Origin of the sequence: Acinetobacter junii CIP 64.5 (assembly GCF_000368765.1) — a bacterium.
Lineage (GTDB): Bacteria > Pseudomonadota > Gammaproteobacteria > Pseudomonadales > Moraxellaceae > Acinetobacter > Acinetobacter junii.
Genome location: NZ_KB849655.1, coordinates 1,009,550 through 1,027,466, shown reverse-complemented (window position 1 = coordinate 1,027,466; position 17,917 = coordinate 1,009,550). Strand labels below are relative to the sequence as shown.

14 protein-coding genes are annotated in these 17,917 nt (G+C 36.3%); 7 read left to right on the top strand and 7 right to left on the bottom strand.

The features are described 5' to 3' along the window. The first annotated feature begins 241 nt into the window (after window positions 1–241). The 4 genes from pgaA to pgaD are packed head-to-tail and all read left to right on the top strand — an operon-like array spanning window position 242 to window position 6,282. Entirely contained in the window at window positions 242–2,707 is a 2,466-nt protein-coding gene (gene pgaA / locus F948_RS10490; protein ID WP_004963575.1) for a poly-beta-1,6 N-acetyl-D-glucosamine export porin PgaA, read from the top strand. After that, complete coding sequence (pgaB, locus tag F948_RS10485; protein WP_004963572.1) at window positions 2,704–4,539, top strand: poly-beta-1,6-N-acetyl-D-glucosamine N-deacetylase PgaB; 1,836 nt, start codon at window positions 2,704–2,706, stop codon at window positions 4,537–4,539. Before pgaA ends, pgaB begins: the two co-directional genes overlap by 4 nt. A 2-nt stretch (window positions 4,540–4,541) precedes the next feature. Next, window positions 4,542–5,816 carry a poly-beta-1,6-N-acetyl-D-glucosamine synthase gene (pgaC, locus tag F948_RS10480; protein ID WP_004963570.1) on the top strand — a complete coding sequence of 425 codons (1,275 nt, stop codon included), beginning with the start codon at window positions 4,542–4,544 and terminating at the stop codon, window positions 5,814–5,816. Then, on the top strand, window positions 5,803–6,282 hold the full coding sequence (gene pgaD, locus F948_RS10475) for a poly-beta-1,6-N-acetyl-D-glucosamine biosynthesis protein PgaD (protein WP_004963567.1): 480 nt from the start codon (window positions 5,803–5,805) through the stop codon (window positions 6,280–6,282). Before pgaC ends, pgaD begins: the two co-directional genes overlap by 14 nt. Window positions 6,283–6,323: 41 nt before the next feature. Here the strand turns inward: pgaD and F948_RS10470 are convergent, their stop codons facing one another. From F948_RS10470 to trpS, 3 genes are all read right to left on the bottom strand, one after another. Continuing rightward, window positions 6,324–8,036, bottom strand: coding sequence for a flotillin family protein (locus tag F948_RS10470; protein WP_004963564.1), 1,713 nt, complete (start codon window positions 8,034–8,036; stop codon window positions 6,324–6,326). A 34-nt stretch (window positions 8,037–8,070) separates the two neighbouring features. Next, a complete protein-coding gene (locus F948_RS10465) occupies window positions 8,071–8,715 on the bottom strand; it encodes a YqiJ family protein (RefSeq protein WP_004950838.1) in 645 nt (214 codons plus the stop codon). Between the two features lie 417 nt (window positions 8,716–9,132). Next, window positions 9,133–10,146: a tryptophan--tRNA ligase gene (trpS, locus tag F948_RS10460; RefSeq protein ID WP_004908319.1), complete on the bottom strand. Its 1,014-nt coding sequence runs from the start codon at window positions 10,144–10,146 to the stop codon at window positions 9,133–9,135. A 163-nt stretch (window positions 10,147–10,309) separates the two neighbouring features. Between trpS and F948_RS10455 the strand changes: the two genes are divergently transcribed. The 3 genes from F948_RS10455 to F948_RS10445 all read left to right on the top strand — a co-directional run bounded on the left by F948_RS10455 (window position 10,310) and on the right by F948_RS10445 (window position 13,905). Next, on the top strand, window positions 10,310–11,233 hold the full coding sequence (locus tag F948_RS10455; protein WP_004963560.1) for a DUF808 domain-containing protein: 924 nt from the start codon (window positions 10,310–10,312) through the stop codon (window positions 11,231–11,233). A 37-nt stretch (window positions 11,234–11,270) separates the two neighbouring features. Next, on the top strand, window positions 11,271–12,161 hold the full coding sequence (ypfJ, locus tag F948_RS10450; RefSeq protein WP_004963557.1) for a KPN_02809 family neutral zinc metallopeptidase: 891 nt from the start codon (window positions 11,271–11,273) through the stop codon (window positions 12,159–12,161). A 244-nt stretch (window positions 12,162–12,405) separates the two neighbouring features. Further along, entirely contained in the window at window positions 12,406–13,905 is a 1,500-nt protein-coding gene (locus tag F948_RS10445) for a cation:proton antiporter (protein ID WP_004963555.1), read from the top strand. A 714-nt stretch (window positions 13,906–14,619) separates the two neighbouring features. Here the strand turns inward: F948_RS10445 and F948_RS10440 are convergent. The 4 genes from F948_RS10440 to greA form a co-directional block, all read right to left on the bottom strand. Continuing rightward, window positions 14,620–15,695, bottom strand: a protein-coding gene (locus F948_RS10440) for an IS3 family transposase (RefSeq protein ID WP_115636307.1) whose coding sequence is annotated in 2 segments (ribosomal slippage) — window positions 14,620–15,443 and window positions 15,443–15,695 — 1,077 coding nt in all. Because the reading frame shifts where the segments join, the coding sequence is not laid out codon by codon here. Between the two features lie 341 nt (window positions 15,696–16,036). Next, window positions 16,037–16,474, bottom strand: a complete 438-nt coding sequence (locus F948_RS10425; protein ID WP_004956015.1) for a universal stress protein — start codon at window positions 16,472–16,474, stop codon at window positions 16,037–16,039. A 211-nt stretch (window positions 16,475–16,685) separates the two neighbouring features. Further along, window positions 16,686–17,312: a CatB-related O-acetyltransferase gene (locus F948_RS10420; RefSeq protein WP_004963548.1), complete on the bottom strand. Its 627-nt coding sequence runs from the start codon at window positions 17,310–17,312 to the stop codon at window positions 16,686–16,688. A gap of 68 nt (window positions 17,313–17,380) precedes the next feature. Next, window positions 17,381–17,857 carry a transcription elongation factor GreA gene (gene greA / locus F948_RS10415; protein WP_004878279.1) on the bottom strand — a complete coding sequence of 159 codons (477 nt, stop codon included), beginning with the start codon at window positions 17,855–17,857 and terminating at the stop codon, window positions 17,381–17,383. Window positions 17,858–17,917 lie beyond the last annotated feature (60 nt).

The window sequence follows — 17,917 nt, the reverse complement described above, 5'->3', positions numbered from 1 at the left end:
GTTTATCTAAATTATTTTTCGTTTTTTTAAGTTTTTCGTATGGAAAATTAAATTTGATTTTATTTTTATATTGTTTTTGAATAAGTATAATTATTACATATGCTTATATTAATTTTTATTTTAAACTTTGGTATAATTTTATATTTAAATTTAATTTGGAGTAAAATTTTTTAATTTATTGTTGTGGTTATTTTTTTATTAAATTATTATTTATAGTAAATATTAAATAATGAGGAATAATATGATTAAAATAAAATTATTTATTCCTGTGCATTGTGTATCTCTTTTTGTTTTATTGTGTTGTGGAAGCGCTGTTTATTCAAATCCGATTGATCAACAGAGAGAGTATGCTGTTCAATTAATCCAGAAAGGAGAGGTTGATCATGGGTTACTTGATTTAAAGAAATTATTAGTTTTGTATCCTAAAGACCAAAAATTAATTGCGGATTATTTTGTACTTTCGTATGGAAGAAATACGCTTCATGCTACTGAGTTGATTACCTGTATAGAAAATATACAAATAGAAGTATTTCCTATTTATGCGCAGACCAGTGTCGTGAAAACCTTAAGAGATGCCACACAATATTCTTTGGCTAAAAAGATGATTACAGGGTTTAGAGCTCATAATCCTCAAATGGGGTGGAACGTATGGTTAGCAACGATAGCTGCTGAAACAAAGCAAAATCAGGAAGCTCAAAGCATATTAAAACAAGTAGATATGCAGCAATTAAATGCAGAAGAACTAGTGCTGTTATCGCATACCTATCGATTAGTAGGAATGCCTATCCAAGCATTGCAAGCCGCAAATGCTGCTTTTGATAAGAAAAAAAATCAATTTTCTCAAGAGGAATATTTATTAGCACTAAATGATAACGGAAATTATAAGGTGACAAATGAATATATAACGCGTTCTGTCTTATTTCAGACTCATCCTGATTTAGTGATCAGAATTAAACTAAGTCAATTCGCCACTCAAATCAAAAATGCAGTACTTGTTTATAAAACTGCTCAACAAGAAAGCAAATATGCAGATGCATATGTTGAATTAGACCGCGTACTTGCTGAAATGGAATCGTATAAACCCATAGTAAATGGTTATCCTCATTGGCAAAAAAGCTTTTACGCTGATTACATCTATGCTTTAGCGAAACGTAAGCGTTACACGGATATATTAACTACTTTACAGAGTATTAGTATTCCACTAGATCTTTGGCCAACTTATACACGTCATGCAATTGCAGATGCGTATTTAGCTACCAATCAACCTGAACAAGCAGAGCAAGTTTATTTGTCATTATTTAATGAAAAGAACTATGCTGATTATGATGTTTATTCAGCCTTATATTATGCGTATTTAGAACAAGAAAAATTTGAAGAAGCAAATAACTTGATTGATGAAATGGAACATCAATTAAGACGTTATCAATATAGCCAAGTAAAAGGTGTAGATCGTACAACTCATGAAGATTGGGAACAATATTTAACTTTAAAAGGGTTAAATCTTGCTTATCGGAATGAGTTAGAAAAAGCCGAACAGTATTTTGAAAATTTGGTTTCAATCGCACCACGTAATATTGGTTATCAAAATAATCTGGCTTTGATTCAACGTTGGAGGCAAAAACCATTAACAGCGAAACTAAGTTTAGAACAATGGAATGGTTTGGATGAAGTCAGCCAAATGACGGAAATCAACCAAATGAATAATGCGCAAGCTCTGGGAAATATTTCATATTGGCGAGAATTAAATAAAAAGCTTTTACAAACGGCTGCTGACGATACAGGTGTCCAACTAAGTTATAAAGAGTTAAAGGATCGCGATCGGTGGAGTGTAGAACATCATAGTTATTTTTCAAGGAATAAGTCTAATGATGACCGTCTATTAAATAGTTTACGAGGATCAAACGAACAGAGTTTCTGGACGCGTTTAAATAGTCCTTGGTTTAATGATTATTATCGTATCTTTCTTGAGCATCAATATCGAAAAGCACGGTATAAAAATAAGAAATTAGACGATGCTCGGGTAGGGCTGGGACTGGAATGGTCTTCAAATAGAAAAACAGCCAATATTCTATTGTCCGAAAGAAAGGATCAAGATCGACTTGGTGTTAGATTGGATTGGTCGCATTGGTTAAATGATCATTGGGCATACAACTTCTCAGTCGATTCTGATGCTGATATACCATTACAAGCGATTGCCCAAAAGCACAAAGGGCAATCTTATGTAGCTGCGATGAATTGGCAAGCTAATGAGTCTCGAAAAGCAGGTATTCAATATCAAGCGATAGATATTGATGATGGAAATTTACGACAAGCTTATCAGGCATATTTCAGTCAGCAATTTTTTCAATCACCACAACACACAAGCAAAGCGACTGTTACTGGATATTACGGAAGAAATAAAGCTGTGCAAGTTGATTATTTTAACCCTGTATCTAGTCATAGCATCGAGTTAAATCTGCAACATGATTGGTTGACATGGCGTGAATATGAGCGTGACTTTAAACAGCATTTTGAGCTGACTCTGGGTACTTTTAAGCAAAAAGATTTTGCTCATCAGCCCGTTTATAACTTTTTGTATCGCCATGATTGGCGAATTTCACGTGTTTGGTATCTAAATTATGGCGTAGGGTGGGGATCTCATCCTTATGATGGTGAGCACGAAGACAAAACATATGCCATTTTGGGCTTCGAAGGACGGTTCAAATGAATATAAAATCTCCTTTCTGCTTAATGGCATGTATTAGCGCAATGTCATTCAATCTATTTGCACAACCTATTGATAAGGCAGTTTCCGAATCCGCACAAACGAGCTCTAACGCTAATCAATTTGTGACGCTGACATTTCATGATGTTCGTGATGATGTCGCAGCAAAAGGTGATCGTGATTATTATGCGATTAGCAGTCAAAATTTTGCGCAATTTTTACAATGGATTAAAGATAATAAATGGCAACCGATACGATTAGAGGATGTTTGGCAAGCGCGTAATGCAGGAAAAGCTCTTCCTGAGAGAGCGTTGTTATTAACCGTTGATGATGGTGTATCGAGTGCATACACACATATTTTTCCATTATTAAAACTACATAAAATCCCTGCTGTATTTGCAATACCAACCAGTTGGATTAACGGCAATACCAAAGATGCTATTGAGGCATATGGTACAAGTAATTTGATGACATGGCAGCAAATGCGAGAAATGCAAGCTTCTGGCTTGGTGGAGTTTGGATCTCATAGTGACAATTTACATTACGGTATTGCCGCAAACCCTCAAAAAAATCTAGAGTTCGCAGCAATTACTCGGCAATATTTTCCTCAGTCTGAAAGTTATGAGACTGATGAAGCCTTTAGACGTCGAGTCTTGAATGACTTGCTACAATCTAAGCAAATTTTAGATAAAGAGCTAGGTACTAATACTCGCGCAATCTTTTGGCCTTATGGAGCTGTGACCAAAGAAACCGAGGAATTGGCGAGTATGGTAGGTTTACCGTTGTCATTTAGCCTAGGTAGTGAGTTAAACACAGCAGATTTATTTGGGACTTATCAACGTGCTTTGATCATTGATAATCCAATACCAGCTCAAATTTACGCTGAAATGCAAGATTTTGTATTGGATCGGCATGCACCTTATAAGCAACGTAAGAGTTTTTTGCGTTTTAATTTAGCTGAACTGGTAAAAGATAATGGAAATTCTGAACAGCGATTAGGTCAATTATTGGATCAGGTTGGAGCTTTTAAGTCGAATAATTTATTGCTGACCGTTGTTGAAGATCAGAATGATGATGGAAAAATTGATGTTGCTTATTTTCCTAATCGTAGTTTACCGATGAAAGCGGACTTATTAAATCGGGTGGTCTGGCAAGCACGTACACGGATTGCAAATAAAGTTTATGCAGAACTTCCTCTGAGTTTAGAAACTCAACAAGGTTACGACTTGTTAGAGTTAACTGCAGATTTAGTCAAAAATAATAGTTCCATCACGGGTTTGATGATTGAAACAGATGACACATTACACTGTGCAATTAGTCAACGAGATTGGGATTACATTTGTCAGAAGAAAATCGATGATGTATTGACGATCAAAAATAAGACTAAATTGAAAGCAAATTATTACGTCAATGTCAGTACAAATTATCAGACAGCACTAAAATTTAGTTACAAGGGAGCCCAGTGGGGTGGGCTACAAAAGTTACTGCAGTTGATTCCTGATCATGCTGATTTTCTGTATATCGCTTTAGATTCGAATCAATCAAAAAATAATATAAATGAGCTAGATAAAGCTTTATCGACTTTAACTGAACGTGAAAAACAACATTTGATCATTAGTTTGCAGATCAATAATCAAGCTTCTTCTTATGATTGGAAAAAATATCAGCAAATTTATCAGCAATTAAAACGACAAGGTGTTCAAAAAATTGGTGTAGATAATTATCAGCTTTCTTATGGGGCTACGATTCATCAATATCTTTATCGTGAGTTGAGCTTAAATGGTAGTCCGCTCAGCTATCGCAATCCTTATGTGTTGAAACAAGGAGGGCGCTAATTATGGAATTTTTTTCAGATATTTCTTTAAGCGACTTATTTTTTGGCTTTGCATTTTTATTTCCTTTATTAATGGCTTGGCTTTGGATGGCGGGTGGAATTTGGTTTTATTTCAAACGTGAATTTCGGCAAACGGTTTTCCCTGAACCTAGTCAAGAAAGTTGTAGCATTATCATTCCTTGTTTTAATGAAGAAGAACAAATTCGAGAAACCATCAAGTTCGCTATGCAAAGCCAATATCCTGATTTTGAGGTGATTGCTATAAATGATGGAAGTACGGATAAAACCGCAGAGATTTTAGATGAACTTGCGTTGCACTATCCAAAACTACGTGTGGTGCATTTGGCAGAAAATCAGGGCAAAGCATATGCCTTGAGAGCAGGTGCGATGGTCAGCCAGCATGAGTTTCTAATTTGCATTGATGGCGATGCTTTACTGCATCCTCATGCCGTTTTTTGGATGATGAATTATCTAACACACTATCCGAGAGTCGGTGCAGTAACAGGTAATCCACGCATTATTAACCGTTCCAGTGTATTGGGCAAAATTCAAGTAGGTGAGTTCTCTTCAATCATTGGATTGATTAAACGTGCACAACGTACTTATGGGCGGATTTTTACGGTATCAGGGGTGATTGCAGGTTTTAGAAAAACAGCACTAGATCGAATTGGTTATTGGCGTGATGACATGATCACAGAAGATATTGATGTCTCATGGCGGCTCCAGTTCGATCATTGGGACTTACAGTATGTACCAAAAGCACTTTGTTATATCTACATGCCTGAAACCTTTAAAGGATTGTGGCAACAACGCCTACGTTGGGCGCAAGGTGGTATCGAAGTTTTATTTGCTTATGTACCGAAGTTATTTAAATGGCGTTTAAGACGCATGTGGCCAGTCGTTTTTGAAGCAATTATTAGCGTGATTTGGGTTTATGTAATGACAGCTATCATTCTTCTATATGTGATTGGCCTATTTCTAGAGTTACCAGAACAATGGGCGGTTACTACCGTACTGCCTAACTGGTATGGGATTGTTTTAGGTATGACCTGCCTTATGCAGTTTTTAGTGAGTTTGATGATCGATCGCCAATATGACAATAGTCGAACCTTACGGACATATTTTTGGGTTATCTGGTATCCATTATTTTTCTGGGTATTAATGACCATCACAACCGCGATCGCATTGCCAAAAACCATATTTAAAAAACCAAAACGTGCACGTTGGGTAAGTCCTGATCGTGGATTTAGAGGGGGGCAAGATCATGTCAAACTTTAAAATGGTCTATGACCTTACACAATTGGAAATTCCTCAGTACATTGATGAACCTCGTTATGTCAGAAACAAAACGGCTGGCTATGGATTGTTTTTTTTAGGTTGGTTGCTTTGGATATGGATTTTTATGCCATTAATCACTGCATTATTATGGATTTTCCAAGGTTTCAGTGCATATGAACAATTATTCGTGATGAATATACCAGAGCAATCGATTGATATCCTTTATTTAATCATTTCAATCATGTTGTTCATCCTGACTTTAATTATTTGGGCGACCTATAATTGGTTTCGTTTTTATAATAAAGAAAGAAGATCCTTTCCGAAAAATATTTCTGTTGATCAATTGGCACAGAGTTTCGAGTTAAATACCGAACAAATGAATGCCTTAAGAGATGCTAAGAATGTCACCCTGCATTATGATCAGGAAGGCAGATTAACCAATTTTGAGCTGGCTGAAAAACAATAAAAAACGCGGTCAAGACCGCGTTTATTTTTGACCTATTCTTATCAATCTAACTTATTTTGAGATTTTAAAGTATTAGTAAGGCCGTTAATATCACCACCCTGTAGGCCTAATTCATTCATTAAGCTATCGATCAAAGGTGCTTGAGAACGGTAGCGTAGGGCACTATTCACAACCTGATCAGACAAAGATGTTTGACCATTTTCAGTGGTTTCACTTGATGTAGTACCACCAGCAAAACCATTTAAACCATTCACCTGTAGAATCTTGATATCGTCAATATTCTCCATTGGTTTAACGCTTTCACGAATAATATCTGGTAAATGTTTGAGTAAGGCTAAACGAACTTGCATCTCTACTTGCTCTGCAGAAAGAACATTGGCTGCCTCATTCACTGCACGTGTACCTTCAGCATCTACTTGATATTGTTTTTCGAGAGCTTGTGCGAGAAGTACTTTTGCATCAGCTTCACCTTTTGCCTTTAAGCGTATCTTTTCGGCTTCAGCTTCCGCAGCAATTCGAACAGCTTCTGCTTCATCTGCTGCAGCTTTTTTACCTGCATCAGCTGCCACAGTAATCGCAATCGCTTCTTTTTCAGCAGTTTGTTTAGCTGCTACAAGCTCGACAGCTTTTTGACGTTCTGCTCTTTGAGTTTCTCGCACCGTGACGACTTCTTCTTCAGCTTTTACAGCCTCAGCTCTGGCTTTGTCAGCTTGAGCTTTAGCTTCAGATTCGGCACGTGATTTTTCAGCAATTGCAATTGCACGATCTTGCTCTGCGAGTTCGATAGTTTTTTTCTGTTCAACTTGTGCTTTTTGAATAAGTTGAGCTTTTTGAATATTTTCGTTTTCTACATCACGAGCAGAAGCGATACGTTTAAGTTCAACTTCACGTTCAGCAGCAATACGAGCTTCTTCAGCTTCACGCTTTTTACCTGCTTCTTGAGAAGCAATTTCAGCATGTTGTTCTGCTTTACGAATAGAAATTTCGCGTTCTTGTTGCAGTTTTGCATATTCTTCTTCACGAGAAATCTCAAGGCGCGCACGCTCTGCTTCAAGATTTTTAGCACGAATCGCTAAATCAGCATCCTGTTCAATATCATTACGCTTCTTACGACGGTCTTCGATTGTTTCTGTAAGTTTAGTTAAGCCTTCAGCATCAAAAGCATTTTGTGGATTGAAATATTCAAAACCAGTTTGATCTAAACCTGTCAATGAAACGGTTTCAAGTTCTAAACCGTTTTTAGATAAATCTTCAGAAACCACCTGTTGAACTTTTTGTACAAAGTCGACACGCTTTTCATGCAGTTCTTCCATTGCCATTTCCGCGGCTACAGCACGTAAAGAGTCGACAAATTTACCTTCGACTAAATCTTTTAACTCCTGTGGAGACATGGTTTTCCGACCTAAGGTTTGTGCTGCAGTCGCAATGGATTCACCTGTAGGTTTAACGCGAACGTAGAATTCTGCCATTACATCTACACGCATACGGTCACGTGTAATCAAAGCTTGGTCAGCTGCACGTTTTACTTCTAGACGCAATGTGTTCATATTGACGGGGATGATTTCATGCAATACAGGAAGCACAATCGCACCTCCATTCAAGATGACTTTTTCTCCACCGAAACCAGTTCTTACGAATGAAACTTCTTTGCTTGAACGAGTATATAAACGAGCAATGACGATACCGATAAATATCAGTGCTGCGAAAATTACACCTGTAATAATTAAAATTTCAGTCAATGCTGAATTGAACATTAAAACACCCTCATATCATTTATATTAAGAAAAATTAAGCGGAAATAGCCTGAAAGCCAATTTTGGTTCTTTGAGTTAAAATCACATCTTGACCTTGAGTAAAAACAACATCTAATTCTGGTTCCACTAAAACATAGTGCATTTGTCCAAATTGATCTTTCACTTTTGCTTGGGCAGGAGAATTAGGCTTTGCCTCACCCAATATAATTTTGGCAGTACGACCAATCAGATCATCACTATGAATTGCAGTTGTTTCATCTTTAGGAATAATTTTGGAAATGAGTTTTGCTGCAACACGAACGAGTGGCATACATAGAAAAAGACAGGCAGGTGCAATGATCCAAGCAGATAGATAGTGTTCAGTAAAATTGAAAAAAACATCTTGAATAATTAAACCAGTGAGTGAATAAACAGTTAGGAAAATAATCAACCAAACTAGTAAAGGTACTTTTCCAAGATACAGCCATTCTAAAAACTGAGTGAAAAGGTTATCTGCATGATCCATTGAAACATCAGCGTGATCAACGTCAGTCAAACTATCGGGAAGAAATTGATCGATGAAGCTGCTGCTTCCCCCAAACATTAATAAAATCAATTCCAATACACCTATACATAGACATAGCAATAAAGAAACGCTAAAAACAATGTTGGAAGGGTGTATTAATAAATCCCATATCATTTGTATATACTCTTTTTTCTTTTGGAAAAATTTTTTTAAAAAAATTATAAAAACTAATTATTTATAAGATTAATTGTATCGAGCATAAAATTCAATCAAATTCCAAGCTAAATATTTAAAGCAAAAAAAACGCAATGATTGGGGTTGTCATTGCGTTGAACAACGAATCTGTAAAACAGTTTCGGTTGAAAGGAGAAATGTCATGAGATTAGTGTTATCTAACCTACTTGGCTATACTAATAAAAAACTTGACTGTGTTCATAGATATTCGTGTTAACGAGTGTTATCAAGTGTTAATAAGTGACAAAATTTGTTAGTTATTGGGTTCGGGTTAAAGTTCCTAAAATAAACTTAAATCAAAAGCTTAAATAAAAATAGCCCAAAAAATGGGCTGTTTTTATGGTAAAAGTATTGTAATTAGAATTTAAATAAACCTAATCCACTTTTTACTTCATCTAAAGTTTGTTGCGTGATATCTCGACATTTGTCAGTACCATGCTTAAGAATATCCATAATATAGTCTGGATCTTTTTCAAGTTCAGCACGACGTTCACGGATTGGAGTGATGAGTTCCTTTAGAATACCTTCTAAGCGTTTTTTAACTGTACCATCACCTAAACCACCACGACGATAATGTGCTTTTAATTCTTCAACTTCTTCTTTGTTTGGATCAAATGCATCTAAATAAGTGAATACGATATTTCCTTCAACTTGACCTGGATCTTCAATACGCAAGTGATTTGGATCGGTGTACATCGCATTGACAGCTTTTTTAATGTCTTTATCAGAAGCATTTAAAACAATAGTATTACCTAAAGACTTTGACATTTTTGCCTTACCATCAAATCCAGGTAAACGTCCCATGTTCGATAATAATGCTTTGCATTCAGGTAGGAGGTCATGTCCAATTTGACGATTTACACGACGAACAATTTCATTGGTTTGTTCAATCATTGGAATTTGGTCTTCACCTACTGGTACAACCGTTGCTTTAAATGCCGTAATATCCGCTGCTTGAGCAACTGGATAGCATAAAAAACCAGCAGGAATATCACGCTCAAAACCGCGCATCTGAATTTCAGATTTAATTGTTGGATTACGTTCTAAGCGAGCAACCGTAACGAAGTTGAGGTAAAGCATGGTCAGCTCATTGAGGGCTGGTAAACATGATTGAACGCAAATCGTTGTTTTAGTTGGATCAATTCCAACGGCAAGATAATCTAAAGCAACTTGAAGAATATTATTTCGTACTTTATCAGGATTATCTGCGTTATCAGTCAAAGCTTGAGCATCAGCAAGTAATAAGTGTTGATGATGACTGTCTTGTAAACCAACACGAGAACGCAATGAACCGACAAAATGACCTAAATGAAGTTGTCCAGTAGGGCGGTCGCCAGTCAAAATGATTGGACGTTGATCAGCATTACTCATGATATGTTCCAAGTTTCAGTGATTTCATAAATATAAAATTGACCTTATTGTACGGGAAATAAAAAAATTTCGTCAGCGATTGAACAAACTTTTATGAAAATAATGTTGTGAATTTATTGAGTAAATCTACAATAGCGAGATAAATACAAACTAGGAAATAAAAATGGCGAGTGGTTTATTACTATTACTTGATGATATTGCAACAATTTTAGATGATGTTGCTGTAATGAGTAAAATGGCAGCAAAAAAAACAGCTGGCGTATTAGGTGATGATTTAGCTTTAAACGCTCAACAGGTGAGTGGTGTTCGCTCTGACCGAGAATTACCAGTTGTGTGGAGCGTAGCAAAAGGCTCATTTGTTAATAAACTCATTCTTGTTCCATTAGCATTGTTAATTAGCGTAGTTGCACCTTGGCTTATTAATCCATTATTGATGATTGGTGGTCTGTTCCTTTGTTATGAAGGTGTAGAAAAAGTAGTACACATGCTACATCACAAAAAAGCAAAAACTGCCGAAGAAGCAAGTGCTGATCTAGAAGCAATAGAGGTTGATTTAGCAAAATTTGAAAAAGAAAAAGTCAAAGGTGCAATACGTACAGATTTTATTCTATCTGCTGAAATTGTTGTGATTTCGTTGGGTACTGTTGCGACAGCCGCATTTATGACTAAAGTATCTGTATTGAGTGTTATTGCGATTGCCATGACAATTGGTGTTTATGGTTTTGTAGCGATGATTGTCAAAATTGATGATTTAGGGTTGTATTTAACTCAACAAGCTTCAGAATTTAAAAATAAAGTAGGTCGTGGTTTACTGGCTTTTGCTCCGATTCTGATGAAAACATTGTCTGTCGTTGGTACAGTAGCAATGTTTTTAGTCGGTGGTGGCATCATTACACACACGATTCCTTTATTACACCATTTTACGGAAGAAACTGTTGATCATTTGGAGTTAATCCCAAGTTTTGGTTCAATCATTGGTGCATTAACACCAACATTAATTAACTTGGGTATTGGATTTATCGCGGGTGCTATTGTATTAATTGTTGTCGGGCTAATACAAAAAGTTTGGTCAAAAGCATCTAAATAAAAAGAAACCGTCATCATTATAATAAAGAGAGGTAGTCATGCGTTGGAAAGGGCGTCGTGTAAGTACCAATGTGGAAGATCGTCGTGGTGGTGGCGGTGTTAAAGCTGGTGGTATTAGTATCATCGGTTTAGTGGTTGCATTTATTGCTTGGAAGTTTTTTGGTGTTGATCCTCAGCAAGCTTACCAAGCAACACAAGCTGTTACCAGTGAAACAACATCAACAGCCGAAGCACCGCAAAATCTGACTTTAGAACAAAAAGAAGCAAGTGAGTTTGTGGGTACGGTATTAGCTGATACAGAAGATACATGGACGCCAATTTTTCAACAATTAGGCATGACTTATAAGCCACCTCGACTAGTTTTATTTAGTGGGGTAGTGAAGTCAGGTTGCGGTACTGCGCAATCGGCAATGGGTCCCTTTTATTGCCCAGCAGACCAAAAGGTTTATATCGATACTTCTTTCTTTAAAGATATGCGCCAACAAATGGGTATTTCTGGTGAGCAAAATCAAACAGAATTGTCACGTCAAGATCAAGCTGGGGATTTTGCACAAGCTTATGTCATAGCACATGAGGTTGGACATCATATTCAGAACCTACTTGGTATCTCAGGAAAAGTGCAGCAGGCTCGTGCGCAATCCAGCCAAGTAGAAGGAAATCAACTTTCAGTTCGCTTAGAACTTCAAGCAGATTGTTTCGCTGGTATTTGGGCGAATCAAAATCAACAAAGAACACAATTTCTCGAACAGGGTGATATCGCAGAGGCAATGGATGCTGCTGAAAAAATTGGTGATGATTACTTACAAAGAAAAGCAACAGGTCAAGTTGTACCAGATAGCTTTACTCATGGTACAAGCGAACAACGTATGCAATGGTTTGAGTTGGGATACACCACAGGTGATATCAATCAATGTAATACTTTTAAATAGTCTGAATTTTATTTATTGTTGATTTTCATACGAAATTTATACCGATATATCGTTTCGCTCGATTAAAATAACAATGTTTAGCTGATGGAGTAATTTCCTAGCTAAACTATAAGGTTTAGAAAAAGAAAGAAAAAGAAGTGAACTTCTGATGAGGTGATGCCTTATGCATTTATATTGTACGCATTATGGCGAGAGTCTGAGCACTGAATGAGCTAAATCTGAAGGTGATGAAAAAAGAGGTGGTATGGGTAATTTTTTTCTCTTACAAGCTTTGACAGCAGTTTTTACTCTCTCAATTGCAACCACTATTTTCAACAAACGTGTACTCGGTTTCCCACAAGCAATTGGGGTGCCGATTGTCTCAGCTATCTTTGTATTTTTATTACAATGGGGTGCCAGTCTTTTAAACGGGAACCAATTTGTTGAAATCAATATTCACAATATTGAATCCGCAGTACGTGATATCGACTTTTATGATTTTCTAATTAATGGTGTGATTTGTTTCATTCTTACATCATCAGCTTTAAAGTTCAAAATTTCTGACCTACAAAATTATTGGAAACCGATCAGCATTCTTGCCACCATTGCGCTAGTACTTTGCGCGATGATTTATGCTGGATTACTTTATGTATTCCAATGGTTAGTTGGTTATCCAGTACCGATTTCTGTATTGCTGCTATTAGGTGCTGCATTAGGTGCAACAGATCCTATAGGGATTAAAGGGGTCTTAAGTTCCATTCGAGCACCGCATCATTTGATTGTAAAACTAGAAGGCGAATCATTATTTAATGATGCGATGTGTATTGCGTTATTCATGACATTACTCAACGTTATTCGTGGCGAGCATTTTTCACTTATCAGTACGATTGAAACACTAATCTACGAAATTCTTGTTGCAGTGCTTATAGGATTTGCATTTGGACTTGGGATTTTACGGCTACTAAAAGGTAAGCATGAGATGGAATCTTTGATTCTTACAACTGCTTTACTAGCCAGTGGTTCATATTTAGTTGCACTATTTGCACATGCTTCAGCACCGATTGCATGTGTGATTGGCGGCTTGATCGTTGGTAATAAGTGGCAGGAGATCCGAGAACAACGCGAAATCAGGGAGGTAAATCATTTTTGGCATACCGTCGAAGGGATTATTAACTCGTTCTTGTTTACTCTAATTGGCTTAGAGCTTTTTATCTTAGATCTAAGTGCAAACTTGATCATCGGCGGAATATTTGCCTTTTTAATTCTGCATCTCTCTCGATTCGCAGCGAATTTTGCGGCGTTCAGGCTTTTTCCCTCTTTTAAGAACAAAAGTTATAACGGTAGTTTAACTATTCTTTCTTGGGGAGGTGTTCGAGGTGGAATCTCATTGGCATTAATACTCGCTGTAGCAAACATTCCTGCTTTAAGTCCTTATAGTAGTATTTTAATTGGTTACACATTCATTAGTGTTCTGCTGTCTGGCGTTGTTTGTGGTTTAGGTTTACCCGCAGTAATGAATGCATTTTATTACAATCCCAATGAGGAGAGAAATGGTGTAAAAGGTGCTTACCAACGCTTATGTCATAAAATGAATCGCCGTGGTTTTAAGTATGTGGTCACAGAAGACCAAGATGGAAAGGAAATCATTAAAATCTATAACCCTGAGCTAATAACCAATAAAAAGTCTGAAGATACAAAAACAGAAATCTATCATCCAGAAAAAGAAAAAGAAGTTGAACAATTGCAGAATCCGAATAATTTCTAAAATACATTGCATGGTTATGTAGTTCTAGATTTGAACTTGTTTATTTGTGTTTATACGATAATAAGTTTTTTTTAATATGTAAGTTTTGTTAGTCCCTAACGAGATAAAAACAGAATAATTTCAATAGGGTTTATGGCTAAGCTCTTGAAAAATTTTGCTTATTTTTTATCCATAAATTGACATTTTCTATGGAAAATACGATTTTAATGAAAGTAATTATTGGTCTGCTGAATAACTGATTGTTATTAGTCAATTTTAAATTTTGTTACTTAATTTACTGATCTGTAAATAGTTAAAATATTATACTTTTAGTTAATATATTTTTTTTTAATGTGTTGAGTTAACCTTAAGAGAAAAGCCGGTTTAACAATTGTTAATAATATTTAACAAATTAATTCACAAGTGTATTTTTTTTAATTATTTAAAGTTTGATTTAACGGTTTTTGACTTTTTAATCAAAATGTCCTGTCATTTTTGTAAATTTTTTTTGTGATATATTTAACAAAAAATGATCTTAATTTAGATTCTAAGAGGTATGGGAAATGATTATTAAACTTGACGAATATACATACACAAAAATTATTAAATAATCAGAGGAATAGCCAAAATGTCTGAAATTCAAATTATTTCTAAGGAAAGCCATAAAACACTTTCTACTACAATGGAAAGTACTACGGTAATCCTCCCATAAATAACCGAAGTTAAAAGTAGAGGTTAAGCAGCCATTAGAGGTGGCTTTCCTTTGTTAGCTTGATGTGGTCTTTCATGGTTGTAATGCCACAACCAGTTTGTTGCATAATCTTGTACTTCATCCAAAGTATCAAATAAATGCTTGCTCAGCCAACTATAACGTATGGTCCGATTATAGCGTTCAATATACGCATTCTGCTGCGGCTTACCCGGTTGAATATATTCAATACGAATACCGTGCTCAGTAGCCCAGCGCACAAATTCGTGACTGATAAATTCGGGACCATTATCGCATCGGATCACTAACGGTTTTTCTCTCCACTCCAGCAATTGATTCAACGTACGAATAACCCTGATTGTGGGCAATGAGAACCCTGCTTCAATGGCTAGGCCTTCGCGGCGGTAATCATCAATCACATTCAATAATCGAAACTTGCGACCATCGGAAAGCTGATCATGCATAAAATCTAATGACCAAACCTGATTTTCTCGGATTGGTTCTTTCAATGGTTCAGGCGCATGCCGTTTTAGTCTTCTTCTCGGTTTAATACGCAGATTCAGTGCCAACTCACAGTAAATGCGGTAAACCCGCTTGTGATTCCAGCAGCAACTCCCAACATGCCGTAAATACGAGAAGCACAAACCAAAGCCCCAATCGGAATTTTCCTCAGTGAGTTCAATGAGCTGTTCAGCAATGAGTGCATTGTCATCGCTGAGTTTGGCTTGATAGCGGTAGCAGGTTTCACTAATGCCAAATGCTTTACAAGCCAAACGAATACTAATGGCATGCTGGGCAACTGCCTGTTGTGCCATCTTACGCCGGCAAGATGGCTTTACCACTTTTTTGCCATCGCTTCCTGGATGATTTCGGCCTTTAATCGCTCTTCCGCATACATCTTTTTAAGTCTGGTATTTTCGGCTTCTAGCTCTTTCAGTCGAGCCATTAATGATGTATCCATACCACCATATTTGGCACGCCATTTATAAAAGGTAGCATTACTCATGCCATGTTCACGGCAAAGGGTCGCTACAGGTGTGCCAGATTCTGCCTGTTTCAAGATGGACATGATCTGACTGTCAGTAAATTTAGATGTTTTCATGCAGAATCTCCTGCTCGTATCTTAAGAGAAAATTCTACTTTTAGATCCTATTATTTTTAGGGGGGATTACCAAGTGAGTACAACAAACCTAGATGAACATGGTGAAAATCGACAATTAAAGCTATTAAAAAATGAAGGTATTTTGTTAGAGAATCACAAAATTAAATTAAAAGATTATCAATGGATATTTTAATTTTTTGCTTAAAATAAAATAAATAATTTATTCAATCGAATCAAATCATGTTAATAAGTAAATTATAGGTCTGACTTATTAAAATAATTAAAAAACTGCATGTCTGAAATCGGACATGCAGTTTTTTTAGACTAAGGATAACCTTAGATCAGCGAACGATCAGAACAGGAATATGACTTTCTCCTAAAACTTTCTGAGCAACGCTACCTAAAATAAACTTTTTAAATCCAGTTCTACCATGAGATCCCATGATGATTAAATCCACTTCAAGATTTTGAGCAGCTTTAATAATTTCCTCATGAACTGAAAAACCTTCTACAACTTGTGTTGCAACTGTTTGTCCCAATTCTTCAAATTGTTTTTGAGCTTTTGTTAAATTTTCCTGAACATAAGATCGAACACGTTCGATTAGTTCATTGCTTTGCCCCATACGTAAATACGCATCTGCCAAATATGGGTCTAAAGTCATTACTTGAACCAAAGTAATTTGGCTATTTAAAGCTTTAGCAAGTTGTGCTGCTTGCTGAATGACATTTGCTGAAATTTCAGAGTCGTCGATAGCGACAAGAATTTTTTGATAAGCCATGATAAATACTCCTTATTATTACACTTTGATTCGCTTCTAAATTTTTGTTTAAAATAAAAACTATACTTTCATATTAAACTTATTATTCGCATAATAAAACCTAGTAATTTCATAAGAATAATTGTTGGTTTTAGATGTTTTGATGTGTTTAATTATTTGAAAATTATAAAAATATTAAAGTTGTATAAGGGGTATTTTAAAGTTGATTGTTTCATAGACTTTTGTCTAAATATGAGTGTAAACCATCAAGTTGATCAGTTTGTAATAGTTCTCTAATTTTTAAAATCTGCTTTTCATCTAGCTCATAGAGTTTTAAAGAAAGTAGTCTTTCAATATCTGTTTCGGAAAAACGATACTTAATAATTTTAGCAGGTACACCGCCTACAATTGCATAAGGAGGTACATCTTGAGTGACAATAGCTCCTGTGGCAACCACAGCACCTTCACCGAGTTTAATACCTTGCATGATCATGGCTCTGCTACCAATCCAGCAGCCATCTGCAATTATGGTGTCACCCGCAGCAAGAAAACTGCGTGTATCAAAAGGGAAGGTGGAAATCCAGTCAGCTCTATGCAGCTGATTGCCGCCCATCATAATGACACATTCGGCACCGAAGCAAACAAAATTACCAATATAGAGCTGGTCTATTGGTTTATCTGGTGTGGATACTTTGTCATGTAGATAACGTACTACACAACGTTCAAAACCTTGATCCCAATAAGCAGAATAATAGGAATAATTACCTTTAATATGAATATTTGGATTTTTTACAGTTTTCGCAATAAATTCGAACTCACACCAATGTTTAACAGGGGAGTTGATCGAAGTTGAGTCCATTTACATTTCACAGAATAATTTGAGAAGAAAAACCCCTCAAAGGTGAGGGGTTAATTGGGCTTGGAATATTATAGGTATTCCACGCTCACGATTTCGTATTCAACTTCACCTTGTGGTGTTTGAATTTTAGCTTCATCGCCTTCGCTTTTGCCTAATAGGCCACGAGCGATTGGAGAGTTCACTGAGATTTTATTAATTTTAAAATCTGCTTCATCGTCGCCTACGATTTTATAGGTCTTACGTTCTTCAGTATCTAGGTTTTCAATCGTTACCGTAACACCAAATACAACACGACCGTTTTGTTCAAGATCTTTAACGTCAATTACCTGACATGCGCCAAGTTTACCTTCGATATCTTGAATACGACCTTCACAGAAGCCTTGTTGCTCACGTGCTGCATGATACTCAGCATTTTCTTTGAGGTCACCATGCTCACGTGCCTCAGCAATAGCCTGTGTAATACGTGGGCGATCAACTGTTTTTAACTGTTGTAATTCTTTCTCTAAGGCAACCTTGCCTTCAGGAGTCATAGGATAACGTTGCATTTTAGTCCCCTCTAAATTGGTTGGGAAAATACAGGATTAAAAAAAGAAAAAGCCCGCCAC